This is a genomic window from Rhizobium sp. BK619, from assembly GCF_014195245.1.
GTDB lineage: Bacteria > Pseudomonadota > Alphaproteobacteria > Rhizobiales > Rhizobiaceae > Rhizobium > Rhizobium acidisoli.
The window spans coordinates 19,679-42,610 of record NZ_JACIBH010000011.1 but is presented as its reverse complement, the minus strand read 5'-3'; the positions used below and the strand labels follow the sequence as shown (position 1 = coordinate 42,610).

The following is a 22,932-nucleotide window of genomic DNA, read 5'->3' as shown; positions in this document are numbered from 1 at the left end:
TCAAAGCCCTGGAGTTTTGTAGAAAAACCGGCCTTATCATTCGAGGGCCGATCCCTCACTCCTGTATCCCTGCCATCGACCCGACGATTGGAGCGATTTTCGGAAGGCACGAGGCGCCGAGTCAACCTGTTGCAGCGTTCTTCGCCCATCCGAAAAGACGCAGAGCGCCGTAGGAAAGAGTGACCGATGGGAACGGTATCGCAGTTTCAGGATAGAAAAAGACCTCCCGCGCATCGCATCGAAAGTGAAGAGGAGGCGATATCCACCGCCCGCGGCCTTGCCGCCGCATTCCGGCACCAGGCGAGCGAACGCGACATCAACCGCGTGCTGCCCTTTGCCGAACTCGACGCGCTGTCGGCATCGGGACTGACGGCGATCACTGTTCCACCCGACCATCAAGGGCTCGACGTGTCGAACGCGCTGCTCGCCGAAATCGTCGCAATCATTGCCGAGGGCGATGCCTCGATCGGCGAGGCGCTGGAAAACCATTTCTTTGTGCTGGAAACGCTGCGCACCGAGGCGACCGAGGATCTGCAGGCATCGCTGTTTGCCCGCGTGTTGCTCGGGGACCGTTTTGCAGGCGCCACCTTCATGGAAGGAACCGAGCTTACAGCCGAAGGCCCCGGTTACCGCCTGAGCGGGCGAACGCGACAGGCGTCCGGTATTTTATTCGCCGACTGGATCGCCGCTGTCGCCGCCGCTTCCCCCAGCCGTCCACTAACCCTCTACCTGGCAGGCGACGACGAAGGCCTGCAGGTGGTCGACGATTGGGACGGCTTCGGCCAGCGCACCAACGGCTCGGCGACGGCGATCGTCGGCACGCTTCACGTCAATGCCGATGCAATTGCGCCGGTCCCCTCCTCCGACGTTTCGACCGGTATCTCGCTCGGCCTGCTGCTCAAGGCAAGCGTCAGCCTCGGCATCGCCCGGGCCGCCTGGAGCGACCTGATGACGGCAATTGGCGATCCCGGCACGACGGTCCTTCCCCGCATCGGCGAACGCGCCATCCGCATCGAAGCGACAGCGGCGGCCTTGGAACGGGCTGGCCGTAAACTCGACATTGCACAGGTCAATCCCGTTGAGGCCGCGATGGCGGACGCGCATTTCTCCGCCTCGGCGGCCGCGATCCTCGCTGGGGAAACGGCACTCGACACCGCAAACGCGCTGTTCGAACTGGCAGGGGAAACATCGGCCGGCATCGGGCTCAATCTCGACCGGCATTGGCGCAATGCCCGCATTCACGCTCTATCGCTGCCACGGGACAGGCTGGTGCGTGCGGCAGGCGAATATCGGTCGAAGCCCGGCGGCGCCGAAAGCTCTTTGTTTTGATGCAGGTCGTTATCCCGGAACCGCTGCACACTTCCGGGCGACATGCATTCAATTCAGCTGGCGGCGGAGATCGGCAATTCTTCCTTTGGGCCGTCGATGCGGCCGCCGGCGGCGACGAATTGCTCGAGGCTCATATTGTCGAGAATGGCGGCGATCGCGTCACGAACATCGGTCATCGAGCGCCGCACCTGACAGGTTTCCGGATCCGCGCAGTCGTCGCAGGCCTCGTAAGCCGTACGGCTGGCACAGCGGATCGGCGCCAGCGGCCCGTCGAGCGTGCGGATGACATGGCCGATACGGATTTCGGAGGCCGGCCGCGACAGCGAATACCCGCCGCCCGGCCCCTTTTTCGAGCGCAGGATGCCGACATTGCGCAGTTCGAGCAGGATCGTATCGAGAAACTTCTTCGGGATATTGTTGCGGGCGGCGATGTCATTGATGAAGGCAGTCTCGCCGGGCGCCAGCCGCGCCAGATCAACCAGCGCCTTCAGCCCATATTTTCCCTTTTTCGTCAGCATCGTCGTTGCCCTGTAGAAAACGCAGTATCTATCCTGCCAATAGCAGGCAAATAGCGTCAAAAGCGTGAACATACAACAAAATAGCTATTATTTATAGCTTATATCGGCAACGTCCACAGGGTGCCCGGCAGTCTTGGAAGCGACTTGCCGAGCAATGCCGCCACCACTGTGTTACGGCGCTGCGCGTCTGAGACCCGACCCGCAGCGCTGTGGTTTCGCTCAGATCGTCTTCAGCATGCCGCCATCGACAAAATAGGTCGAGCCGATGCAATAGCTCGCCCGCTCCGAACTCAGAAAGACGAAGACGTTTGCCAGTTCCTCCGGCGTGCCGAAGCGTTTGGAGGCGGCGTGCTCATTGGCGACGCTCTGCAGGTAGCCTTCCCAGTTCCCGCCGGTTTCGGCGGTCAACTGCTTGGCGGTCTTGATCCAGTCGGGGGTGAGGATCAGGCCGGCATTGACGCAGTTGACGCGGATATTGTCCGGGATGAGTTCGGTCGAAAGCGTCTTCGAAAACATCATCAGCGCCGACTTGCTGACATTGTAGATCGGCTCGTACCAGAGCGGCTGGACGGCGCAGATCGAGGCATTGTGCAGGATCACGCCGCCGCCGCGCCTCTTCATCTGAGGGGCGATGCCGCGCGCAAGCCGCACCGCGGCCATCACATGCAGATCCCAATAGCTCTGCCACTTCTCATCGGGCGCCTCCATCACCGTCTCGTTCGATCCGGTGCCGGCATTGTTGATGAGGATATCGGCGCCGCCTTTTTCGGCCGCCGCCGCAATGATCGACTCCGTTCCGTCAACCGTCGCCACATCGGCGGCAACAGCAACCGCGCTGACGCCGTACTTCTCGGCGATACGGGCGGCCTCCGCCTCGAGCCGTTCGCCGCCGCGGGCCGCCAGCACGAGATTGGCCCCCTCAGCCGCCAGCCCCTCGGCGATCGCCAAGCCGATCCCGACAGACGCGCCTGTTATGACGGCGGTCTTTCCCTTCAGTCCCAGATCCATATTTTCCTCCGCGCAAGCGGCCGGCGGTTCCGGCCTGATGTGCCGAATGTTCCGCCAATGAAACCGCGCGTCAAGCACTGAGATGCCTCTTGCGGCGGGCACCGATCTGTCGCAGCCTGCATCCCCACATGCGAGGAGTTTTCATGCGACGTTATTCAGCCTGCATAGAGTGGCTGTTTGCCGAAGAAGGCGACAGCTTTCCCGATCGCATCCGCCGCGCCCATGCCGACGGCCTGACGGCGATCGAATTCTGGCGCTGGACCAACAAGGATCTGGACGCGATCGAGGCGGCGCTTGATGAAACCGGCCTTGCCGTCACCAGCATCGTCGCCGAGCCGATGATCGCGCTGACCGACGCCGGCAACCGGCAGGCATGGCTGAAAGGCTTGGCCCAATCCGTCGCCGCCGCAAAGCGTCTCGGCGCGCCCGTGCTGATTGCCCAGGCCGGCAACGATCTTCCGGGCGTGACCCGCGAGCAGCAGCGCCGGGCGCTCACCGAAACGCTAAAGGCGGGCGCCGATATTCTTCGCGGCAGCGGTGTGCGCCTCGGCGTCGAGCCGCTCAACATCCGCATCGACCATATCGGCTATTTCCTCGATTCAACCAGCGAAGGTCTCGACATCATCGATGACATCGCCCGCCCCGAGATCGGCATCGTCTACGACATTTACCATTCCGCCGTGATGGACGAGCGCACGGAAGAGGTGCTGGACGGCCGTCTCGACCGTGTTTTCCACGTCCATGTCGCCGATCATCCCGGCCGCAACGAACCGGGCTCCGGCGGCATCGACCTGGCCCACCGCCTCGGCTGGATCTTCGCCAACGGCTATGATGGCGCCGTCGGCCTGGAATACCGGCCGACCAGACCCGGCGCAGACGCAGTCAGGTCCGCGATCGCCTCGCTTGGCGGTTAGGTCGGGTTTGCGCCTTCCGCAAAGGCTTCAAGCTCGGCGTCGAAATCGACCTCGACGACATTGTTGAAGACGGCAGTGGCCAGCATGATGCCGGCAAACGCGACGAGATCGACCAGCACCTTGGTCTCGTAGCGCTGTTTCAGCTTCGCCCAGAGTTCAGTCGAAACGGCATTGGAATCGGCGACGATCGCCTTGCCAAAAGCGTCGAGCAAAACTTCCTCCTCGGACAGCTCCAGCGCGTCGGGATTGAAACCCTTGTTGATCAGCGCCCGGCGAAAGAAGGTAATGGCGATCTTCGATTTCGCCGCCTTCGAAATCGCATGCGAAAAGATCCAGATCGCCCGGTCGCTGATGACGGGGTCGAGCTCGGTCCGCAGCGTGAACCATTCGGCATAGACGCGATGGGCGGCCGGCGAATGCAGCAGCGTCCGCTTCATATTGGTCATGCGCCCACGCAGCCTGACTTCCTCGTCATGCGCCGCCCGAACCTCTTGTGAAGCGGTGTCGTAGTCGATCTGCGGGAGGTGGCTCATTGGGTCCCTCTTTCTGACGCACGAAGATAAATCCGCTTGGCCGCCGTGCGGCGCCTACCTAGATTGTTTACACCGAAGATGGAGGCAGCGCATGAGCGACGACCACGAGCATTCTCACATCGATTGGCGGGAACATGGCGTCAAGGTCATTCCCGGCAATTCGCTCGATCCGAACACCGCGCAGACGCCGGGCATGAACCGCGCGACCGCGATCAACAACGCCCGCGCCGGGGCCGAGAAAATCTGGGCCGGCACGGTGACGATCCATGCCAATGCCAAGACCGGCGCTCATCATCACGGCGATCTCGAAAGCATCATTTACGTGGTCAAGGGCAAGGCCCGCATGCGCTGGGGCGAGCACCTGGAATATACCGCCGAAGCCGGCCCCGGCGACTTCATCTACGTCCCGCCCTATGTGCCGCACCAGGAGATCAACGCCAGCCGCGACGAGACGCTGGAATGCGTGCTCGTCCGCTCGGGCCAGGAACCTGTTGTCGTCAATCTAGACATCGAGCCGGTGGAAAAGCCGGAAGACGTGCCGTGGATCGACCCGATCCATCGCTGATGCATGCCGACATCGTTCAGGCGTGGACCGCATCCGCCCCACTCATGGCCGAGTTTTCGATGATCCGGCCGGTATCGGCGGCATAAAGGTGGATCGCGTTGTGATCGATCGCGATGCCGATCGGATCGCCCGACTTCACGGTCACGGCCTCGGTCAGCGCCACGGCGAAGGGCAGCCCGTCGAAATCGGCGTGAACGACGCGGCTCGCACCGAGCTCCTCGATGAAGTCGGCCGTCGCCACCAGGGCGCCGGGCGCATCCGGCGCCACCAGACGGGCGGCCTCGGCGCGCATGCCGAGCACGACGCGTTTGCCCTTCAGCGGTGCGGCGCGTTCGCGCGGCAAAGCGATCTTGCGGCTCTGGTCGTAAACGAACACGCCCTCGTCATTGATCATGCCTTCGAGCAGGTTCATCGCCGGCGTGCCGACGAAGCCGGCGACGAAACGCGAGACCGGGTGGTGATAGACCTCCTCAGGCGTGCCGACCTGCTCCACCCTGCCGCCATTCATCACCACCAGCCGGTCAGCCAGTGTCATCGCCTCGGTCTGGTCATGTGTGACGAAGATCGAGGTGGCGCCGAGGCGGCGGTGCAGGCGCCGAATTTCAGCGCGCATGGCGATACGCAGCTTGGCGTCGAGGTTCGACAGCGGCTCGTCGAAGAGGAACACCTTCGGTTCGCGGATCATCGCGCGCCCCATGGCGACGCGCTGGCGCTGGCCGCCGGAAAGCGCGGCCGGCCGGCGGTCGAGGAAGGGTTCGAGGCTGAGCGCCTTGGCAACCTCGGCGACGCGGCGGCTGCGCTCGGCCTTCGCCACACCGGCCACCTTCAAGGCATAACCAATATTCTCGGCGACGGTCATATGCGGATAGAGCGCATAGTTCTGGAACACCATGGCGCAGCCGCGCTCGCGCGGCTCCAGCTGGTTGACGACGCGGCCGTCGATGGCGATTTCACCGCCGCTGATTTCCTCAAGGCCGGCGATCATGCGCAGCAGCGTGGACTTGCCGCAGCCGGACGGGCCGAGGATGACGATGAATTCGCCGGACTGGATCTCCAGGTCGACGCCGTGAACGACGGGAGTCTTGCCATAGCTCTTCTTCACATCACGGATTGAGATCGGTGCCACAGGACTGCTCCTTCATTTCTCGGTAGAGATAAGGCCGCGCACGAACCAACGCTGCATCAGGATGACGAGCACCAGTGGCGGCGACATGATGATAAGTGTACCTGCCATGGCGACGTTCCAGTCTGGCAGGCCGAATTCGGATGGGATGAGGGTCTTGAGCTGCGTCACCGCAATGCCGAAACTCGGATCGGTGGTAATCAACAACGGCCAGAGATACTGGTTCCAAGCCCAGACGAACATGATGGTGAACAGAGCGATCATGTTTGGTCGGGACAGCGGCAGCAGAATGTCCCAGAAAAACCGGGCCGGACCCGATCCGTCCATCTTCGAGGCCTCGGCAAGCTCATCCGGAACGGTCAGATAGAACTGCCGGTAAAGGAAGGTGCCGGTCGCGGTGGCGACGAGCGGTGCCACCAGGCCGGTATAGGAATTCAGCAGACCCCATTCGAGTTTGATCTGGATGCCGGACAGCCAGGCGACCAACGCGGTAATTCCGGTGATGTCGAGGATCGTCTGGAAAGGCTGCAGCGCGTTTGCCGCAATTGAATAGGTCGGCACGATGCGGACTTCCAGTGGCAGCATCAGGGTGATGAAGATGATCCAGAAGATCAGATGCCGGCCGCGGAAGCGGAAGTAGACGATCGAGAAGGCTGCCATGGCGGAAAGGATGACCTTGCCGGCACCGACCGCAGTCGCGAAGATGATGCTGTGGATCAGCTTGTTGCCGAGATCGGCGCGGATCCAGGCGGCCTGAGCATTTTCCCAGAAATGCGTGCTCGGGGTCAGCGGCAACGGCACCCGGTTGACTGTCTCCAGATCGAGCGTCGATGCGATGATGACGATGACGAAAGGCAGAAGCGCGATCACCATGCCGAGCGCCAGAAGCGTATAGCAGATGAAGTTGAATATCGGCGTGCGTTCGATCATGTCCGCGACCTCACTTGTAATGCACGCGCCGCTCGATGAAGCGGAACTGGAAGATGGTGAGAAGGACGACGAGCGCCATCAGGATGATCGACTGGGCGGCGGCACCGGAATAATCGAGCCCCCTGAAACCGTCGAAATAGATCTTGTAGACCATGAGTTCGGTCGCGCGCGCCGGCCCGCCCTGCGTCATGACGTCGACGATACCGAAGGAATCCTGGAAGCTTTCGGTGATGTTGATGACGAGCAGAAAAAACAATGTCGGCGTCAGCAGCGGCAGCTGGAGATCCCACATCCGGCGCAGCGGCCCGGAGCCGTCCATGGCGGCTGCCTCGATCAGCGAGCGGGGAATGCCCTGAAGCGCCGAAAGGAAGAAGATGAAATTATAGCCGATATATTTCCAGGAAAAGGCGATGATGACGGCGATCATCGCATCCTTGCCGTCGAGTGCCGGGTTCCAGAGACCGGGCCAGACATGATTGATGACCGACAGGAGACCGGCCTCCGGCGCCAGGATGAAGCGGAAGGCGAGACCAAGGGCGGGAGCGGCAATCGCATAAGGCCAGATGAAGACCGACCGGTAGATTTTGTGGCCGCGCAGCTCACGATCCGTCAACAGCGCCAGGATGAGCGCCATCCCCATGGCAATCGCCGTCGAGCTGAAGCCGAAGATCATGCTGCGGGTGATCGACTCCCAATAGATCGGGTCGCTGAGCAATTGCTTGAAATTGTCGAATCCGACCCAGGCGTTGCCGCCGCCCCATGGCTGCTCGAGCGTGAACGCCCAATAGAGCGCCTGCGCACTCGGCCAATAGAAGAAGACGAAGATCAGCAGCAGCATCGGAAATGCGAAGAGCAGTCCGATCGTCGTCGAGGAGAAAGTGACGCGCTTTTCCATGAGTGGTCGTTTTCGCCATGGTTTGGTTAGGCGCGGGCGACACTTCGCATCCGCGACCGATTAAGAGAGCTTACAAAGACGCACCCGGCGCGCGCAGGGCGCGCCGGGTGCGGCTGATATCAGCCGATCAAGGAAGCTGAACGTTCTTGTAGGTCTGCTGGAAGCGGCGCAGCAGCTGGTTGCCGCGTTCGGCAGCGCCGTCGAGCGAAGCCTGGACGTCGGCATTGTTGACGAAGATCGCCTGCAGGCCGTTGGCGATTTCGGTGCGGACCTGCAACAGGCCGCCGAGGCGGATGCCGTGCGGCGCCGTGTCGTCGGCAGGCGATGTCGTCAGGCTCTGAATGGCGAGTTCACGGCCGGCATAAGGAGCCTTGTCGTAGAAGCCCTGCTTCTTGAGATATTCGAAGCCGGAGTTACGAACCGGGATGTAGCCGGTGACCGTCGACCAGGTCAGGGCTTCTTCCGGCTTTGCGATGAAGTTGAAAAAGGCAGCGGCAGCCTTGTATTCGGCGTCGGTGTGACCCTTCAGAACCCAGAGCGAAGCGCCGCCGACATAGGAGCTGTGGCGGGTTGCAGTGCCGTAGGTCGGGAGCATGGCAACGCCCCAGTTCATGCCCTGCTTGGCGGTGCGGCCGATATTGCCGTGGTCGCCGACCGAGGTGAGGATAACCTGGCAATCGCCGGCGGCGAAGGCTTCGACGAAGGTCTGGCCGACGGCCTTGTTCTTGATGAAAGCCAGCTTGTTGTCGTACCAGGACTTGAGGTCCTTGATGTAGCTGACGAGCAGCGGGTTCTTGTTGTAGGTCAGCTCGGCGTCGAGGCCTTCAAAGCCGTTCTTCTTCGTCGCGATCGCTTCGCCGTTAACGGCTTCGAACTGCTCGACATATTGCCAGACTTCGTTGTTGGAGATGTCGAAGGCGAGCGGGCAAGCATAACCTGCATCCTTCAGAGCCTTGAAATCTTCGCCGGCTTCCTGCCAGGTGGCCGGAGCATGGTCCTTGCCGATCTTGGCGAAGGCATCCTTGTTCCAGTAGAGCAATGCGGTCGAGGAGTTGAAGGGGAAGGAATACATCTCGCCCTTGGACGTCGCATAATAGTTGGCGATGCCGGAGAAATAATCTTTCCAGTCGACCGTGTAGCCCATGTCGGTCATCAGCTGATTGGCCGGGTAGTAGGCGCCGGAAAGCATGATGTCGAGCGTGCCGGCGTCGGAGACCTGAGCAATGGTCGGCTGCTTGCCGGCGCGGAAGGCGGCAATTGTGTTCTGCAGGGACGCGTCGTAGCTGCCCTGGCTGGTGCAGACGACTTCGTAATCGGCCTGCGACTGGTTGAAGCGATCGCACTGTTCCTGGACACGCTTTGCGATGTCACCGGAATTGCCGAACCAGAAGTCAATCTTGGTCTTATCGGCGGCGGCAGCGGGACCGGCAAGAAACGCTGTAGCGAGAAGGGCGCCAACGGCGCCGAGAAGCTTGGCTTGCATGAGAACCTCGAACGTAAAAAGGGACGCGCACTTTCGGCGCACGCCCTATTAGCTGGTTCAAATTGCCGCGGCCAATGAATATTACATGACATGAAACGATCGAAATCGTTCCGTCACAAAACCTTCATGCGGATATTATTTGCCACGGTCGAGGCTATATTTAGAGAAGCCTCGCCAGCCTCCCCAGCGCACTGCCGAACAATCATATTTGTATTCGAATATTTATGAATATCAAGGGTTTTCAATATTTGCCTATATTGCAACGCAGCATCCTTATTCGAAGATGCCGCCGCATGAAAACTTGCAAAACCGCCTATCTCCCCGCCATTGCACTGCTGTGCAACGCCTGGTTTTAGCCCCAGATTCAAAGGAAATCCTTCAAAATTGCAGCGAACCGGGGATCGAATGCACGGCCGATCGGTCCGGCGGCAGCACCGATCGCCACCGACCAGGGATCGGCCATGCCGGGCTGCAGCCGAGGCAGCATGCGTCCCGGTCGGTCGGCGATCGAGGGCAGCAGCGGGCCGATGGCGGCAATCAACCTTTTCACCAGCGCTTCCGGGGCACTGCCGCACAGTATCACGGTCTGCGGATCGAAGACCGTTTCGATGAGATGGATGCTCCAGCGCAGGTCCACTGCCGCCGCTTCGATCCAGGTCTTAATGTTTGGATCGCCCCTGGAGGCAAGATCGTTGATGCGTGCATGGAGGTCGGGATCGGCAGGATCGGCCGAGAGATGCTGATAGAGCGAGGCGAGCGAAGCGCGATGTTCGAGCGGCGTCGATTTGCCGTCGGCAAACAGCAGCGCCATGCCGATCTCGCCGGCATTTCCGTTGGCGCCACGGTAGAGCTCGCCGTTCAGAATGAGGCCGGCGCCGATGCCGTAGCCGACGAAGAGGCAGACCGCATGGTCGACACCATGGGCGGCTCCCACCATGCGCTCGGCGGTCGCTGCCGCCGCAGCATCGTTCTGCAGGCCGACGTCGAGCCCGGTGCCGGCCGCTAGCCTTTCCAGCAGCGGAAACTTTTGCCAGGCCTCCATCATCCACGGATCGTCGCCGCTGCCGGCGACCCCGAAGGGCCCGGGCATGGCGACACCGAGGCCGACCATTCGCTTTTCCGACTGCTGGACGATCCCGGCAAGCCTGGAACGTACATCGGCGACCAGATCGAGGATGACCTTTGCGCCCGTCGAGGGACCTCCTGTGGGAAGGCCGGCTTCTGCGCGCACCAGCACACTGCCGATGAGATCGACGGCGACCGCCCGCGTCACATGCCGATCGATCTGCAGTCCGATCGCGAAGGCGCCTTCGGGCACGAGCCCGTAGGGCGTCGAGGGCTGCCCCCTGCCCTTGCGCACCGGCTCCTGCGAACGCACGAGACCATCGCGCTCGAGCTCCTCAATGATATTCGACACCGTCTGCTTGGTCAGCCATGTCGCCCGCGCCAGATCGGCGCGTGAAAGCTCACCATTGATCCTCAAGGCATCGATCATCACGCGCCGGTTATGCGCGCTGGTGCCTTCATGGTTGGTGCCGCTCTTTGCCCGGATCGGCCGGCTGTCATTCATGTGCAATTGCCTCTTGACTCCAGTAGAATGTTGAAGAAGTAATAAGTCAAGACAATTGACTTAATAAGGGACCGGAGAGTTCCAGGGAACGCAGGACGCCGATAAGGGCTCCGACGACGCTCCGAGACGACTTCTCGATCACCGATGGCGGAGGGCCGCCCTCGGCAATGCGTAAATGTCACAAACTGGAGGCTGCAATGCTGAAATCCTTTACCAAGACGCTTCTGGGTACGGCCTTGATCGGCGCATCTCTTGCGCCGCATGCTTTCGCCGAAACGACACTGAACGCGCTTTTCATGGCGCAGGCCGCTTATAGCGAGGCCGATGTGCGCGCGATGACCGACGCCTTCGCCAAGGCGAACCCCGATATCAAGGTCAATCTCGAATTCGTTCCCTATGAGGGCCTGCACGACAAGACGGTGCTGGCGCAAGGTTCCGGCGGCGGTTACGACGTCGTGCTCTTCGACGTCATCTGGCCGGCCGAATACGCCACCAACAAGGTGCTGGTCGACGTCTCCTCCCGCATCACCGACGACATGAAGAAGGGCGTGCTGCCGGGCGCCTGGACCACCGTGCAATATGACGGCAAATATTACGGCATGCCGTGGATCCTCGACACCAAATACCTGTTCTACAACAAGGAAATCCTCGAAAAAGCCGGCATCAAGGCGCCGCCGAAGACCTGGGACGAGCTGACTGAGCAGGCGAAGGCGATCAAGGACAAGGGCTTGCTCGCCACCCCGATCGCCTGGAGCTGGTCGCAGGCCGAAGCCGCGATCTGCGACTACACCACGCTCGTCAGCGCCTATGGCGGTGATTTCCTCAAGGACGGCAAGCCGGCCTTCCAGCGCGGCGGCGGCCTCGATGCGCTGAGATACATGGTGGCGAGCTATTCGTCCGGCCTGACCAACCCGAACTCCAAGGAATTTCTGGAAGAGGATGTCCGCAAGGTCTTCGAAAACGGCGATGCCGCTTTCGCTTTGAATTGGACCTACATGTACAACATGGCCAACGACCCGAAGGACAGCAAGGTGGCGGGCAAGGTCGGCGTCGTGCCAGCACCGGGTGTTGCCGGTAAAAGCCAGGCGTCTGCGGTCAACGGCTCGATGGGCCTCGGCATCACTTCCGCCAGCCAGCATCCCGATGAGGCCTGGAAATACATCACCTTCATGACCTCGCAGGCGACACAGAACGCCTATGCCAAGCTCAGCCTGCCGATCTGGGCCTCCTCCTACGAGGACCCTGCCGTCACCAAGGGTCAGGAAGAGCTGATCTCGGCCGCCAAGGTCGGTCTTGCCGCCATGTATCCGCGCCCGACGACGCCGAAGTATCAGGAGCTTTCGACCGCGCTGCAGCAGGCGATCCAGGAATCCCTGCTCGGCCAGTCCTCTCCGGAGGATGCGCTGAAATCGGCGGCCGACAATAGCGGCCTCTGATCAAGCTTAGAAACCCGGGCGCCGCCTGCCGTCGCCCGGCCTCCAAAACTGAAGAATGAAGAAGGGTCGCCGATGTCGGGCACTTGGCTGACAACCCGCGCGTGGCTGTTGATGCTGCCGCTTCTCGTGGTCATGATATCGGTTATCGGCTGGCCTTTGATCGATACGGTCGGCCTCTCTTTCACCGATGCCAAGCTCGTCGGCACCGAGGGCAGCTTTGTCGGCCTCGACAATTACGCCAGGATGATCTCAGGCTCGAATTTCCAGCGCACGCTGATCACCACTGCATGGTTTGCGATCGTCTCGGTCGCCGCCGAAATGGTGCTCGGCGTCCTTGCCGCCCTGCTGCTGAACCAGCAATTCCGCGGCCGTACTGCTCTCCGCGCCCTGATGATCCTGCCCTGGGCGCTGCCGACCGTCGTCAACGCCACGCTCTGGCGGCTGATCTACAATCCGGAGTATGGCGCGCTGAACGCCGCGCTGACGCAGCTCGGTCTGCTTGACGCCTATCGCTCCTGGCTTGGCGAACCCGGCACGGCGCTCGCCGCTCTCATCGTCGCCGACTGCTGGAAGAACTTCCCGCTGGTGGCGCTGATCGCGCTGGCCGCACTCCAGGCCGTGCCGCGAGACATTACCGCCGCCTCGCTCGTCGACGGCGCCGGCGCTTTCGCCCGCTTCCGCTTCGTCATCCTGCCCTATCTCGCCGGCCCGCTGATGGTGGCGCTGGTGTTGCGCACGATCGAAGCCTTCAAGGTGTTCGACATTATCTGGGTGATGACCCGCGGCGGTCCGGCCAACAGCACGCGCACGCTGTCGATCCTCGTCTATCAGGAAGCCTTCTCCTTCCAGCGGGCGGGCTCGGGCGCATCGCTCGCCTTGATCGTCACCCTGCTGGTGACCTTGCTGGCCGCCGGCTATGCCGCCCTGGTGCGCAAGACGGCCGGGAGTGCGGTCTGATGGAACGCCAAAGCCTGCTCTTCTCAGCCTTCATTCATCTCTGCGCGCTGCTGCTTGCCGCCGTCATCCTGGCGCCGATCCTCTGGCTCTTCATCATGAGCATCTCGCCGGCCGCTGATCTTGCGGCGAAGCCGCTGCGCTGGTGGCCGCAGACGGCGGATTTCTCTCGCTACGCCGTGCTGCTTTCGACGCTCGAAAACAGCGCCGGCGCCGCCTTTACCGCGTCGCTGCGCAACAGCATCGAGGTGGCGGGCATGGCGACGATCGCCGCCATCGCGCTTGCCATTCCGGCCGGCTGGGCGGTGTCGCGCACGCCTTCTGTCGGATGGTCGCTGTCGATGGTGATCGCCACCTATATGCTGCCGCCGGTGGCCCTCGCCGTCCCGCTCTATATGGGTCTCTCCCATCTCGGCATGCTGAACAACGTCTTCGGCCTTGCCTTGGTCTATCTGACCATCCTGGCACCCTTCACCACCTGGCTGATGAAATCGGGCTTCGATTCCATCCCGCGCGAGATCGAATCCGCCGCAATGATCGACGGCGCCGGCCTGTTCCAGACGCTGAGGATCATCACGCTGCCGCTCGCCGCCCCCGTGGTCGCGACGTCGAGCCTCTTTGCATTCCTGCTGGCCTGGGATGAATTCTTCTATGCGCTGCTCTTCACCTCCGACCAGCGCGCCAAGACGCTGACCGTCGCCATTGCCGATCTCGCCGGCGGCCGCGTTTCCGATTACGGACTGATCGCCACGGCAGGCGTGCTCGCCGCCCTGCCCCCGGTGCTGATCGGTCTCGTCATGCAACGCGCCCTGATTTCAGGGCTCACCAGCGGCGGCGTCAAGGGATGAACATGACAACAGAAAGAACCCGGCCGGCCGGACTTGCCGCGATCGACCGCGAGATGGCGCGTCAGCACGCCGATGCGCTCGCCTCCTATGAAGCCGTAACGCCGATGGCGGAAAAAGCCGCCGCCTCGCTTGAGAAGACCGGCCGGCTGCTCTTGCTCGGCATGGGCGGCTCGCATGCCGTCAACCGCGCCGTCGAACCGCTCTACCGGGCCCTCGGCATCGATGCGGTCGCCTTGCCGCTCTCCGAGCAGCTCGGCCAACCGCTGCCCATTGACGGCAGGACGATCTTCGTCACCTCGCAATCCGGCGAGAGCGCCGAGGTTCTGCGCTGGTTCGAAGAGACCGGCGGCACGCAGGAGACCTTCGGCCTGACGCTCGAAGCCACTTCCTTCCTCGCCAGCACCGCCCCGTCGCTGGTCGGCAGCGGCGGCACCGAGCTTGCCTTTGCCGCGACCCGCAGCCTGACAGTGACTTTCGCCCTGCATCTGGCAATCCTTGCCGCACTCGGCGAAGACCCCGCGGCCGCACTTGCCGTCCTCAGGGCGCCCGAAGACCATGACATTACCGCCGCCCTCGCTGCCATCGAAAACGTCGCGACCGTCGTCACCTCGGGCCGCCGTCTGCAGGGTGTTGCCGAGGCCCTGGCGCTCGGGTTGACCGAATTGTCGCGCCGTCCCTGTTTTTCGCTCGAAGGCGGCCAGCTGCGCCATGGGCCGATGGAGATGCTGGGGCCTGAGATCGGTCTCGTGCTGTTCCGCGGCCTGGATGAGACGGCCGGCCTGGTAACAGCGATGGCAGTCTCCGCCGTCGAGACCGGCGCACCGGTCATCCTGTTCGACGCATCCGGCCAAGCCCCGGTCGCCGGCGCGGTGACGATCCGCTTTGCCCCTGCGACGGGCCTTGCGGCAATCTTCGCCATGCTGCCGATCGCCCAGCGGCTGATGATCGCCTTTGCCGACGTCCGCGTGGAAAATGCCGGAACGCCGGTCCGTTCCACCAAGATTACCCGGAGTGAATGAATGCGGCCGCTTGCAGTCATCGGCAACGTCAATGTCGACCTCATCCTCGGACCGGCGGCCCCCTGGCCGAAAGCCGGAACGGAAATCATCGTCGATCATGACGAGCTCAGGGTCGGCGGATCGGCCGGCAACAGCGCGCTCGCCTGGCAGGCGCTCGGCATCGAATTCGACATCGCCGCCAATATCGGCAGCGATCAGTTCGGCCGCTGGCTCGCCGAAGCCTTCGGTCAGCGTTCTGAGAACTGGCCGGTCCGTCCTGAGAAGACGACGCTCTCCGTCGGCATCACCCATCCGGACGGCGAGCGCACCTTCTTCACGACGACGGGCCATCTGCCGCGCTTCAGCCTCGCCGATGTGTTCGCCGTCATCGACGGCTTAAGGCTCCGGGGCGGTTACGCGCTTCTCTGCGGCGCTTTCCTGACCGACGATCTGACGAGAGAATACGACGCCCTCTTCGACTGGGCCGATAGCCATGACATCACCGTCGCGCTCGACACCGGCTGGCCGCTCGACGGCTGGACGGAAGAGAACTGCGCGGCGACACGCGCCTGGCTCTCCCGCTCCGGCATCGCGCTGCTGAACGAGGTCGAGACGACGACACTTGCGGGCATTGCCGATCCGATCGAGGCTGCCCACGAAATCAGGTCGCACATGCCGGAAGGCGCGATCATCGTTGTCAAACGCGGCCCGGATGGCGCCATCGCCATCGGGCCGGACGGCCTGCTGGTTTCGGTGGGGGCACCTCTCGTCACGGTCGTCGACACGATCGGTGCCGGCGACGTCTTCAACGCCGCCTTCCTCGCCGCGCTCGCAAAGGATGCACCGCTGGCGTCCTGCCTGACGGCAGGCACCGAGGTCGCCTCGCGTGCCATTTCCACCCTGCCCCGCAGCTACGGTGGCCCGACATCCGTAGAGGAGGCCGTGTCATGAGCGCGCTCGACATCCAGAACATCCGCAAGACCTATGGCGAGGTCGAGACGCTGAAAGGCATCGACATCTCGCTGGAAAGCGGCGAGTTCCTCGTGCTGCTCGGCTCCTCGGGCTGCGGCAAGTCCACGCTCCTGAACATCATTGCCGGACTTGCCGAGGCAACGAGCGGCGATGTCAGGATCGGTGGACGCTCGGTGCTCGGTGTGCATCCGAAGGACCGCGACATCGCCATGGTCTTTCAATCCTATGCGCTCTACCCCAATCTGACGGTGCACAGGAACATCGGCTTCGGCCTGGAAATGCGCAAGGTGCCGGCGCCCGAGCGCGACAGAGCAGTGCGCGATGCTGCAAAACTGCTGCAGATCGAAAACCTCCTCGAGCGCAAGCCGAGCCAGCTTTCCGGCGGCCAGCGCCAGCGCGTCGCGATCGGCCGCGCGCTGGTGCGCAAGCCTGAGGTGTTCCTCTTCGACGAGCCGCTCTCCAATCTCGACGCCAAGCTGCGCATGGAGATGCGCACCGAGATCAAGCGGCTCCATCAGATGCTGAAGACGACGGTCGTCTACGTCACCCATGACCAGATCGAAGCGATGACGCTGGCAAGCCGTATCGCCGTCATGCGCGACGGCCGCATCGAGCAGCTCGGTACGCCTGAGGAAATCTACAATCATCCGGCAACGCTCTATGTCGCCACCTTCGTCGGCGCGCCGCCGATGAACCTGCTGAAGGCTGCGGTGCTTGACGGCCGTTTGGCGCTTTCAGGCTCCGATGCTACCCTGCCCCTGCCCGCCCGTTTCCGCGATGCAGCCGGCAATGGCCGCGACCTCATCCTCGGCATCCGTCCAGAGGCGCTTCGCACCGACGGCGGCGGCCTCTCCATCGAGGCAACCGCGGAGGTTTCGGAACTGACCGGCCCGGAGCTCGTCGTCACCGCGCTTACGGGAAATCAGCGGCTGATGGCCTGCCTGCCGCCGCGCACGCCGATCCGCGACAACGAAAAACTGACCCTCTTCTTCGACGAGGAGGCAATGCATCTCTTCGACCTGGAAACCGGTCTCAGCTGCCTCGGCGAGCAATAGGCAGGCGACCTAAGCTCCTCGTTCAATTCGCCGCGTCGGCGGGCTTTCGCTTGTAAACATGGATATAGTCGACGAGCAGAATGGAGGGGTTCGGCGTTTCGTCGATCGGCCATCCCGAGCCGAGCGCCAGATTGACCAGCGGATAGAACGGCATGTGGAACTCCTTTGGTGTGTCGAAGCTCCAGAGGTATTGCCGATCCAGATAAAAGGTCGTCTTGTCAGCCTGAATATCGACGCCGTAGGTATGATACTCGCTGTTTAAAATTCCATCCTCGACCGTTTTCCAATAGCCGCCGGTCGAGTTCTGCCCGCCTTGGCTCTGACGCCAGATATGAAAACCCATGCTGAATTCGTAAGGCGCGCGGCCGTAATATTCCAGCACGTCGATCTCGGCTGTGTATTTCGACCGGTCGACCCCGATGAGCCAGAAGGCCGGCCAGACACCCTTGCCCGGCGGCAGCTTCATCCGTGCTTCGAAATAGCCGAACTGCTGCGAGAAACCTTCGCCCTTCGGGTTCACCGACGACAGCAAGCCTGAACGCCAGGTGCCGTCGGCCTCCTTGCGCGCTTCGATCTTCACAATTCCCTGATCGGTGGTAAACGGAAAGCCGGGAGCCGGATCGCTGAAACGGGCATCACCGAAATCGCCGTTCCAGGGCGTATGGGCGATCCAGCGGGAGCTCTTCTCTCCCCAGGCCGAAACGTCGAGGCTGTCGAAACTCTCATCGAATGTCAGCTGGTATGCATCGATATTGAGCGGTTCCTGGGCCACGCTGGGCTGGCCGGGCAACGCGCCCAGGCCGAGAACGACGAGCAGACCGAGCCACTTGGCAGATATCCCGTAACGCATTGTTACTCCTTTGAAAACGCTTGAACAAAATCGTCGGGGAATTTGCCCCGATCATGAGGTGAGAACCTCGTTTCGTTGCGGCATGAGCCTTTGAACGACAATGGTCTCGATGCCGTCGGGCCTTCCGACCATCTGCCACAGCAGCAAGGCGCCAGCCCAGAAAATGGCCGCTGCCACCCCGCCGCAGAGCGCCACACAGACGACAAGAGTGATGCCGACAGGCATGGCGACGAGCATCGGCCCCACCCACAGCAGGAAGGCGATCATCGGCAGGCTCGCGGCCAGCGGCCGAAAAAAGGAATTCAATTGCGCGGCGAAACTCGCGCCGATCAGCCGCCGTGTGATGACAAGCGATGCGCCATAGGCGACGAGGACTGCCACGATCCGCGCGCCGAGTGCCCCCGCCACCTGAAAATAGGCGATGCCCAGAATGGTGACCGGGACCCTGACGGCGAACTCGACAAACATCCTGAGAGCGACATAACGGGTATTGTTCATGACCATCGCCAATGGCGGCATCATGTTCGTGGGAAGACCAAGCAGGCTGACAATGCACAGCCACTGCAGGATCGGCGCGGCCGATGCCCATTTCTCGCCGACCAAGATGCGCACGGTCGGTTCGGCGAGAAGGGCAAGCGCAATGAGAATGGGTGCTGCGACGAAGGTGATCGCATTCGTCGCCTTCAGATAGGCGGCGATCAGGTTGCGGCGGTCTTCGACCGTGGAGAAGGCCGCCATCAGCGGGCGCAGCAACGGTCCGACAAAGGTTTGATACGGAATACCGGCGATATTGTCGGCGACGCTGAAGGCGCCGAATGTCGACAGGCCGGTAAAACGCGGCAGAAGCAGCCGGTCCAGCTGCCAGTTGATCGAACTCAGCACCTGCGACACGGTATTCCAGCTGATCATGTCCTGAAAATGCTTCCATTCGGAAAGGCTGAATGTCGGTCGCATCGGCGCAAGGACATAGGAGGTGATCATCGCCGCGGTCGGGCCGGCGACCGCTCCGATCGCCAGCCCCCAATAGCTGCCTGTTGCCACAGCGACCCCCACCCCGAACAGTAATGTCGATCCCTTGGCGATGAGATCGAGCGCAAACTCGCGTTTGAAATCGAACCGCTGCATGAAAAGAACCATACGCGGACTGATCACGCTGCGCATGGCAGGCGCGATCGAGAGAACGGCGACAAGGGCGAAAAGCCGAGGATCGTCGTAGACCAGCGCCATTGGCCAGGAGATGATCATCATCAGCAGGCTGATGGCCAGCCCTCTCAGCAGGCTGAGCGTGAAGGCCGTGGCGAACATCTCATCCGAAGGCGACGATTGACGCATCAGCGCCTGCGTCAACGGCAGGTCCAGGATCGCCTCGACGATGACCAGGACCGACGTGGCGATGGCGACCAGGCCGAAATCCGCAGGGCTCAACAGCCTCGCCAGGACAAGGAGACTGACGAAATCGAGCATCCGCGCCAGGAATTTTCCACTGATCGTCCAGATGCTCGCCGTCGCCGTCCTCTGAGATACGCTTGACATGATCTGTTTATCTATTTCTCGTCGAGAGGTTGAGACGGCTCGGTCGGGGCTGCAAGGCGGGCTGCTCCGTGCTTTTCCCCTCAGCCCGGCCGTCTTCTGAAGACGCCGGCAGATCCGTCTGCGTGGCTGGACAGTTGTTGCTCAATGAGACCGGACAGACGATCGCGGAATACGACTGAGGAGAATTTCAGCGAATGCGCGCGGATTGCATGCGGATCGATATCGTCCTCGACCTCTTCGAAGGCTGCCATCGTTTCCAAAAGGGCTTCCGTCGTCTGCTCAGCGAAGCGAAAGCCGACCTGCGGCGCGGATACAGTTTCCCGCGCGCCGCCCGCATCGAAGGCCAAAACCGGCCGCCCTGATGCCATCGCCTCCACCGGCAGGATGCCGAAATCCTCCGTGCCCGGAAACAACAGGGCCCGGCATCGCGACAGGTGGTCGCGCAGCACGTTGAAAGGCTGATGGCCGAGAAACTGAACGGTCGGTCCGGCGATCGACTTCAGATAAGGGAGCTGTTCACCCTCGCCGATCACCACCAGTTTCCGGCCGGCCTCGGTGCAGGCGCGCACGGCGATATCCGGCCGCTTGTAGGTGGTCAGCTGTCCCGCATAGAGGTAGAATTCACCTTTCCCCTTGCCCACGGCAAAATCGTCGGTCGCAACCGGCGGATGGATGACGACGGAGTCCCGGTCGTAAAACCGGCGGATGCGGCTTGCGACATATTCGGAGTTTGCGACGAACACATCGACGCGTGAGGACGTCGTCACGTCCCAGGCGCGCAGCATGGGCGCGGTAATCGACATCAGGGCACGTCCCACCCAGGGCAGGCCATGGCGATAGACATGGAACTGATCCCATATATACCGCATCGGCGAATGGCAGTAGCAGACATGCAGAGCGTCGGCGCGTGTGATGATGCCTTTGGCGGGGCCGGATTCGCTCGACAGCACCAGGTCGTAATCCTGCAGATCGAACTGCTCGAGCGCAAAGGGCATCAGCGGCAGCATCTTGGTGTAGTGCCGCTGCGCGCCGGGGATCTTCTGCAGGAAGGACGTGCGGATGTTGCGCGTCTTCAGAAAATCGCTGATGCGATCCCGGTTGCAGACGAGGGTGAAGATATCCGCCTGCGGAAACATCCGGCACAGCTCTTCCAGAACCTTCTCGCCGCCGCGCATCGAAACGAGCCAGTAATGCACGATGGCAACACGAGGTTGCCCGCTCTCTTTTGAGGTTCCGGCCTCGGTGACGCGTCTTTTCGCCATAACAGGCGCATCGGTCAGAAATGCCCTCGCGTCGGGGAGAGAGGTCGCTGCTTTAAGGGTCAACTGAATACTCCTTGTATCGCCATACCGTCTGCCGGCTCGGAAACTGCATTCGTCGAAATCAGGCTTTGGTATTCGGCAAGAAGCGCATCGCGCCATTCCTCGTGTGTCGAGGCGAGATCCGGCGACAGCCGGAAGGCCCGCTCGCTCATGGCGCGAACCTCTTGCGCGGGCATTTGACTGAATCGCGTCAAAGTCGCGGCAAAGGCGCTTTCATCGGCCGTATCGCAGGCAAGCGCCATGCCGGCTCTTTCCATTTCTTCGGCGAGAAAGGCGCTGCGCGACATGATGACCGGCAGACCGCTCCTGGCCGCTTCGATAGCGACGAGACCGAACGGTTCGGGATAGCGCGAGGGCATCAACAGCGCACGCGCCTTGCGGATGATCGGGCCGATCTCCGCATGCGACTGCCAGCCGACCGCCCTGACGTGATCTCCCGACGCTGCGACCCGCGGCATCAGCGGCCCGTCGCCGATCACGCAGAGCCTGACACCGGCTCGGCGCGTAGCGGCGACGGCGTCCTCAACGCCTTTCTCCTCGTCCAGCCGTCCGATGAACACGAACTCGTCATTGGCTTCCGCTTCGATGCGATTGATGGAGAGGGGAGCGACGGGATTGCGGATCGTCGTCAGCCGTTCGGGCCGATAGCCGGTGCCGACGAGAAAGCTCGCCATCTTCTCATGCAGCAGGATGATCCGGCCGAATTCGGCCTGCCCCTTCAGGAGCCGGAGGATATTCGAGCCTCGGGCGACCCGCCACAATTTGTGCGAATAACTTCTCTTGTCGCAGGCCGTTGCAATGCAGCCTCCGCCAAGCGGGCGTCGCAGGCAGATTTCCTGCGCCTGATAGTCGAAGAAGGCGCCGTTGGGGCAGGCCGTGAAGAAATCATGCGCGTGAACCACGCATCGTCCGGCGACCGGCGCCAGTGCCTTGAAAATCGCGGGAGACAGGATCTGGTGCCAGCCATGCACATGGTAGACGGTGTTCGCGGTATCGTTTTCAGCAACCCAGTTCGCCACCATGCGGACGGCGGCGCCATTGTGAATGCCGGTGACGAATGCCTTCGCACGCTCGGCGCTGAGCAGGTCGCGGCTGTTCAGCCCGACCATCGAGACGCCGAGTGCGGCAAGCTCCGCATTGGCCGCGTCATCCCCGCTAATATAGGTCACGGGGATGTCGAGCCCGCGAAAAAGCTTGGCAGACAATACCGCCAGGCCTGTCGCGCCGCCTCTGGCCACCGAATAGTCGTCAATGACGACCACGCGATCGATCTTTGCCGTGCGGGGGCCGGGAAAGCGGCCAATGCTTGCAGTGGATCGGAGGCCCTCGGAAAGCGACGGGCGCATTACTTCACCAAAACCGCGCCGTTGGCACAGGCTTCTAGCGCCTTGCGGTTGAGAATGCGGATCTTGCCCTGCCCCCCGTCGATGATCTTGCCTTCCCGCAGGCGCCGAAGGCATTGATTGACCTTCTCGCGCGACGCCGGCAGCGTCGCGGCCAGGTCATTTTGGGAGATGATCAGTTCGTCCCCGCTGTTTACAGCGTCTTTTCCATAAACAGCCGAAAGCCGCAGCAGTGTGCTGGCCAGTCTCGACTGCAGGCTCGACGCCGCATTCGAAATGATCCGGAGTTCAAGCTCCGAAATACGCGCCAGCGCCCTGGAAAAGACCTTTTCGCGGAAGGAGGCATCGCTGGCGTACATGTCGCGCAACAGGCGACCTTCGAAGAAATGCAGCTCGCAGTTGGAGCCGGCTCGGTATTCGAGACTCAGCGTCTGCCTGCGCAGAACCTCGAGCTCGCCGATCAGGCCTGATTTCGGAATGATCTCGACAATGAATTCCCTGCCGTCGGGCAGCATCGTGCTTGCGCTGACCACCCCGGAATGCACGCGCGCGAACATATCGATCAGGACGCCGGCCCCCGCAATGACCTCGCCGCGCCGGAATCGCCGGACGCTCGACCGGCAGGAAAGAAATTCATCGTCAAGCACGATGCGGCTGCCGAGATGAATGCCGCCGCTCGCCGATATCGTCGGTTTGCCGATGCCGGCCCTGCGGTCTGATGCGTGCGTCACCCCGTCCATGCGCATAACTCCA

General features: G+C 62.2%; 23 protein-coding genes. 9 read left to right on the top strand and 14 right to left on the bottom strand.

The window, feature by feature from the left end; all coding sequences use genetic code 11:
- Nucleotides 1-186 precede the first annotated feature (186 nt).
- On the top strand, nucleotides 187-1,329 hold the full coding sequence (locus FHX14_RS21045) for a monooxygenase (RefSeq protein ID WP_003590488.1): 1,143 nt from the start codon (nucleotides 187-189) through the stop codon (nucleotides 1,327-1,329).
- Nucleotides 1,330-1,382: 53 nt separating this feature from the next.
- Here FHX14_RS21045 and FHX14_RS21040 read toward each other — a convergent pair whose 3' ends face one another.
- Together FHX14_RS21040 and FHX14_RS21035 are read right to left on the bottom strand one after the other, a co-directional pair.
- On the bottom strand, nucleotides 1,383-1,847 hold the full coding sequence (locus FHX14_RS21040; RefSeq protein WP_003590486.1) for an Rrf2 family transcriptional regulator: 465 nt from the start codon (nucleotides 1,845-1,847) through the stop codon (nucleotides 1,383-1,385).
- A gap of 219 nt (nucleotides 1,848-2,066) precedes the next feature.
- Complete coding sequence (locus tag FHX14_RS21035; protein WP_003590485.1) at nucleotides 2,067-2,855, bottom strand: SDR family oxidoreductase; 789 nt, start codon at nucleotides 2,853-2,855, stop codon at nucleotides 2,067-2,069.
- 143 nt (nucleotides 2,856-2,998) lie between these two features.
- On the opposite strand from FHX14_RS21035, the gene FHX14_RS21030 reads away from it, so the two are divergent.
- Nucleotides 2,999-3,769, top strand: coding sequence for a TIM barrel protein (locus FHX14_RS21030; RefSeq protein ID WP_184378518.1), 771 nt, complete (start codon nucleotides 2,999-3,001; stop codon nucleotides 3,767-3,769).
- Here the strand turns inward: FHX14_RS21030 and FHX14_RS21025 are convergent.
- Nucleotides 3,766-4,302 (bottom strand): hypothetical protein, encoded by a 537-nt coding sequence (locus FHX14_RS21025; protein WP_184378515.1) that lies wholly within the window; start codon nucleotides 4,300-4,302, stop codon nucleotides 3,766-3,768. The two genes, FHX14_RS21030 and FHX14_RS21025, sit on opposite strands and share 4 nt — an antisense overlap.
- Nucleotides 4,303-4,393: 91 nt before the next feature.
- On the opposite strand from FHX14_RS21025, the gene FHX14_RS21020 reads away from it, so the two are divergent.
- On the top strand, nucleotides 4,394-4,867 hold the full coding sequence (locus tag FHX14_RS21020) for a cupin domain-containing protein (RefSeq protein WP_003590480.1): 474 nt from the start codon (nucleotides 4,394-4,396) through the stop codon (nucleotides 4,865-4,867).
- Nucleotides 4,868-4,883: 16 nt separating this feature from the next.
- Here the strand turns inward: FHX14_RS21020 and FHX14_RS21015 are convergent, their stop codons facing one another.
- From FHX14_RS21015 to FHX14_RS20990, 6 genes are all read right to left on the bottom strand, one after another.
- A complete protein-coding gene (locus tag FHX14_RS21015; RefSeq protein WP_184378513.1) occupies nucleotides 4,884-5,993 on the bottom strand; it encodes a sn-glycerol-3-phosphate import ATP-binding protein UgpC in 1,110 nt (369 codons plus the stop codon).
- Nucleotides 5,994-6,005: 12 nt separating this feature from the next.
- Nucleotides 6,006-6,920 (bottom strand): ABC transporter permease subunit, encoded by a 915-nt coding sequence (locus FHX14_RS21010; protein WP_184378511.1) that lies wholly within the window; start codon nucleotides 6,918-6,920, stop codon nucleotides 6,006-6,008.
- Nucleotides 6,921-6,930: 10 nt separating this feature from the next.
- Nucleotides 6,931-7,815 carry a sugar ABC transporter permease gene (locus FHX14_RS21005; RefSeq protein ID WP_012485023.1) on the bottom strand — a complete coding sequence of 295 codons (885 nt, stop codon included), beginning with the start codon at nucleotides 7,813-7,815 and terminating at the stop codon, nucleotides 6,931-6,933.
- Between the two features lie 127 nt (nucleotides 7,816-7,942).
- Nucleotides 7,943-9,298 (bottom strand): extracellular solute-binding protein, encoded by a 1,356-nt coding sequence (locus FHX14_RS21000; RefSeq protein WP_184378509.1) that lies wholly within the window; start codon nucleotides 9,296-9,298, stop codon nucleotides 7,943-7,945.
- Between the two features lie 113 nt (nucleotides 9,299-9,411).
- The gene (locus FHX14_RS20995; RefSeq protein WP_184378507.1) at nucleotides 9,412-9,666 is read right to left on the bottom strand and encodes a hypothetical protein; all 255 of its coding nucleotides are present in this window, start codon (nucleotides 9,664-9,666) and stop codon (nucleotides 9,412-9,414) included.
- Nucleotides 9,663-10,868 carry an ROK family transcriptional regulator gene (locus tag FHX14_RS20990; protein ID WP_184378505.1) on the bottom strand — a complete coding sequence of 402 codons (1,206 nt, stop codon included), beginning with the start codon at nucleotides 10,866-10,868 and terminating at the stop codon, nucleotides 9,663-9,665. Before FHX14_RS20990 ends, FHX14_RS20995 begins: the two co-directional genes overlap by 4 nt.
- A gap of 197 nt (nucleotides 10,869-11,065) precedes the next feature.
- On the opposite strand from FHX14_RS20990, the gene FHX14_RS20985 reads away from it, so the two are divergent.
- From FHX14_RS20985 to ugpC, 6 genes are all read left to right on the top strand, one after another.
- Nucleotides 11,066-12,304, top strand: a complete 1,239-nt coding sequence (locus tag FHX14_RS20985) for an extracellular solute-binding protein (RefSeq protein WP_184378503.1) — start codon at nucleotides 11,066-11,068, stop codon at nucleotides 12,302-12,304.
- Between the two features lie 72 nt (nucleotides 12,305-12,376).
- A complete protein-coding gene (locus tag FHX14_RS20980) occupies nucleotides 12,377-13,261 on the top strand; it encodes a sugar ABC transporter permease (protein ID WP_184378501.1) in 885 nt (294 codons plus the stop codon).
- Nucleotides 13,261-14,106, top strand: coding sequence for a carbohydrate ABC transporter permease (locus FHX14_RS20975; RefSeq protein ID WP_184378499.1), 846 nt, complete (start codon nucleotides 13,261-13,263; stop codon nucleotides 14,104-14,106). The genes FHX14_RS20980 and FHX14_RS20975 overlap by 1 nt, the downstream gene beginning before the upstream one ends.
- Nucleotides 14,103-15,125, top strand: coding sequence for an SIS domain-containing protein (locus FHX14_RS20970; protein WP_184378497.1), 1,023 nt, complete (start codon nucleotides 14,103-14,105; stop codon nucleotides 15,123-15,125). The genes FHX14_RS20975 and FHX14_RS20970 overlap by 4 nt, the downstream gene beginning before the upstream one ends.
- Entirely contained in the window at nucleotides 15,126-16,055 is a 930-nt protein-coding gene (locus FHX14_RS20965) for a PfkB family carbohydrate kinase (protein WP_184378495.1), read from the top strand.
- Nucleotides 16,052-17,131 carry a sn-glycerol-3-phosphate ABC transporter ATP-binding protein UgpC gene (gene ugpC / locus FHX14_RS20960; RefSeq protein ID WP_184378493.1) on the top strand — a complete coding sequence of 360 codons (1,080 nt, stop codon included), beginning with the start codon at nucleotides 16,052-16,054 and terminating at the stop codon, nucleotides 17,129-17,131. The genes FHX14_RS20965 and ugpC overlap by 4 nt, the downstream gene beginning before the upstream one ends.
- 22 nt (nucleotides 17,132-17,153) lie before the next feature.
- Here the strand turns inward: ugpC and FHX14_RS20955 are convergent, their stop codons facing one another.
- The 5 genes from FHX14_RS20955 to FHX14_RS20935 form a co-directional block, all read right to left on the bottom strand.
- Nucleotides 17,154-17,981 (bottom strand): glycoside hydrolase family 16 protein, encoded by an 828-nt coding sequence (locus tag FHX14_RS20955; protein WP_184378491.1) that lies wholly within the window; start codon nucleotides 17,979-17,981, stop codon nucleotides 17,154-17,156.
- Between the two features lie 51 nt (nucleotides 17,982-18,032).
- Nucleotides 18,033-19,514, bottom strand: a complete 1,482-nt coding sequence (locus tag FHX14_RS20950; RefSeq protein ID WP_184378489.1) for a lipopolysaccharide biosynthesis protein — start codon at nucleotides 19,512-19,514, stop codon at nucleotides 18,033-18,035.
- A gap of 80 nt (nucleotides 19,515-19,594) precedes the next feature.
- Complete coding sequence (locus tag FHX14_RS20945; protein WP_184378487.1) at nucleotides 19,595-20,839, bottom strand: glycosyltransferase family 4 protein; 1,245 nt, start codon at nucleotides 20,837-20,839, stop codon at nucleotides 19,595-19,597.
- Nucleotides 20,836-22,182 (bottom strand): glycosyltransferase family 4 protein, encoded by a 1,347-nt coding sequence (locus tag FHX14_RS20940; RefSeq protein ID WP_184378485.1) that lies wholly within the window; start codon nucleotides 22,180-22,182, stop codon nucleotides 20,836-20,838. Before FHX14_RS20940 ends, FHX14_RS20945 begins: the two co-directional genes overlap by 4 nt.
- Nucleotides 22,182-22,919: a Crp/Fnr family transcriptional regulator gene (locus FHX14_RS20935; RefSeq protein ID WP_054182947.1), complete on the bottom strand. Its 738-nt coding sequence runs from the start codon at nucleotides 22,917-22,919 to the stop codon at nucleotides 22,182-22,184. Before FHX14_RS20935 ends, FHX14_RS20940 begins: the two co-directional genes overlap by 1 nt.
- Between the last annotated feature and the right edge of the window lie 13 nt (nucleotides 22,920-22,932).

What these genes read in the sequence shown, in the direction of transcription:
- FHX14_RS21045 (WP_003590488.1), top strand. Translation starts at nt 187, where the DNA reads ATGGGAACGGTATCGCAGTTTCAGGATAGAAAAAGACCTCCCGCGCAT.
- FHX14_RS21040 (WP_003590486.1), bottom strand. Translation starts at nt 1,847, where the DNA reads ATGCTGACGAAAAAGGGAAAATATGGGCTGAAGGCGCTGGTTGATCTG.
- FHX14_RS21035 (WP_003590485.1), bottom strand. Translation starts at nt 2,855, where the DNA reads ATGGATCTGGGACTGAAGGGAAAGACCGCCGTCATAACAGGCGCGTCT.
- FHX14_RS21030 (WP_184378518.1), top strand. Translation starts at nt 2,999, where the DNA reads ATGCGACGTTATTCAGCCTGCATAGAGTGGCTGTTTGCCGAAGAAGGC.
- FHX14_RS21025 (WP_184378515.1), bottom strand. Translation starts at nt 4,302, where the DNA reads ATGAGCCACCTCCCGCAGATCGACTACGACACCGCTTCACAAGAGGTT.
- FHX14_RS21020 (WP_003590480.1), top strand. Translation starts at nt 4,394, where the DNA reads ATGAGCGACGACCACGAGCATTCTCACATCGATTGGCGGGAACATGGC.
- FHX14_RS21010 (WP_184378511.1), bottom strand. Translation starts at nt 6,920, where the DNA reads ATGATCGAACGCACGCCGATATTCAACTTCATCTGCTATACGCTTCTG.
- FHX14_RS21005 (WP_012485023.1), bottom strand. Translation starts at nt 7,815, where the DNA reads ATGGAAAAGCGCGTCACTTTCTCCTCGACGACGATCGGACTGCTCTTC.
- FHX14_RS21000 (WP_184378509.1), bottom strand. Translation starts at nt 9,298, where the DNA reads ATGCAAGCCAAGCTTCTCGGCGCCGTTGGCGCCCTTCTCGCTACAGCG.
- FHX14_RS20990 (WP_184378505.1), bottom strand. Translation starts at nt 10,868, where the DNA reads ATGAATGACAGCCGGCCGATCCGGGCAAAGAGCGGCACCAACCATGAA.
- FHX14_RS20985 (WP_184378503.1), top strand. Translation starts at nt 11,066, where the DNA reads ATGCTGAAATCCTTTACCAAGACGCTTCTGGGTACGGCCTTGATCGGC.
- FHX14_RS20980 (WP_184378501.1), top strand. Translation starts at nt 12,377, where the DNA reads ATGTCGGGCACTTGGCTGACAACCCGCGCGTGGCTGTTGATGCTGCCG.
- FHX14_RS20975 (WP_184378499.1), top strand. Translation starts at nt 13,261, where the DNA reads ATGGAACGCCAAAGCCTGCTCTTCTCAGCCTTCATTCATCTCTGCGCG.
- FHX14_RS20970 (WP_184378497.1), top strand. Translation starts at nt 14,103, where the DNA reads ATGAACATGACAACAGAAAGAACCCGGCCGGCCGGACTTGCCGCGATC.
- FHX14_RS20965 (WP_184378495.1), top strand. Translation starts at nt 15,126, where the DNA reads ATGCGGCCGCTTGCAGTCATCGGCAACGTCAATGTCGACCTCATCCTC.
- ugpC (WP_184378493.1), top strand. Translation starts at nt 16,052, where the DNA reads ATGAGCGCGCTCGACATCCAGAACATCCGCAAGACCTATGGCGAGGTC.
- FHX14_RS20955 (WP_184378491.1), bottom strand. Translation starts at nt 17,981, where the DNA reads ATGCGTTACGGGATATCTGCCAAGTGGCTCGGTCTGCTCGTCGTTCTC.
- FHX14_RS20950 (WP_184378489.1), bottom strand. Translation starts at nt 19,514, where the DNA reads ATGTCAAGCGTATCTCAGAGGACGGCGACGGCGAGCATCTGGACGATC.
- FHX14_RS20940 (WP_184378485.1), bottom strand. Translation starts at nt 22,182, where the DNA reads ATGCGCCCGTCGCTTTCCGAGGGCCTCCGATCCACTGCAAGCATTGGC.
- FHX14_RS20935 (WP_054182947.1), bottom strand. Translation starts at nt 22,919, where the DNA reads ATGGACGGGGTGACGCACGCATCAGACCGCAGGGCCGGCATCGGCAAA.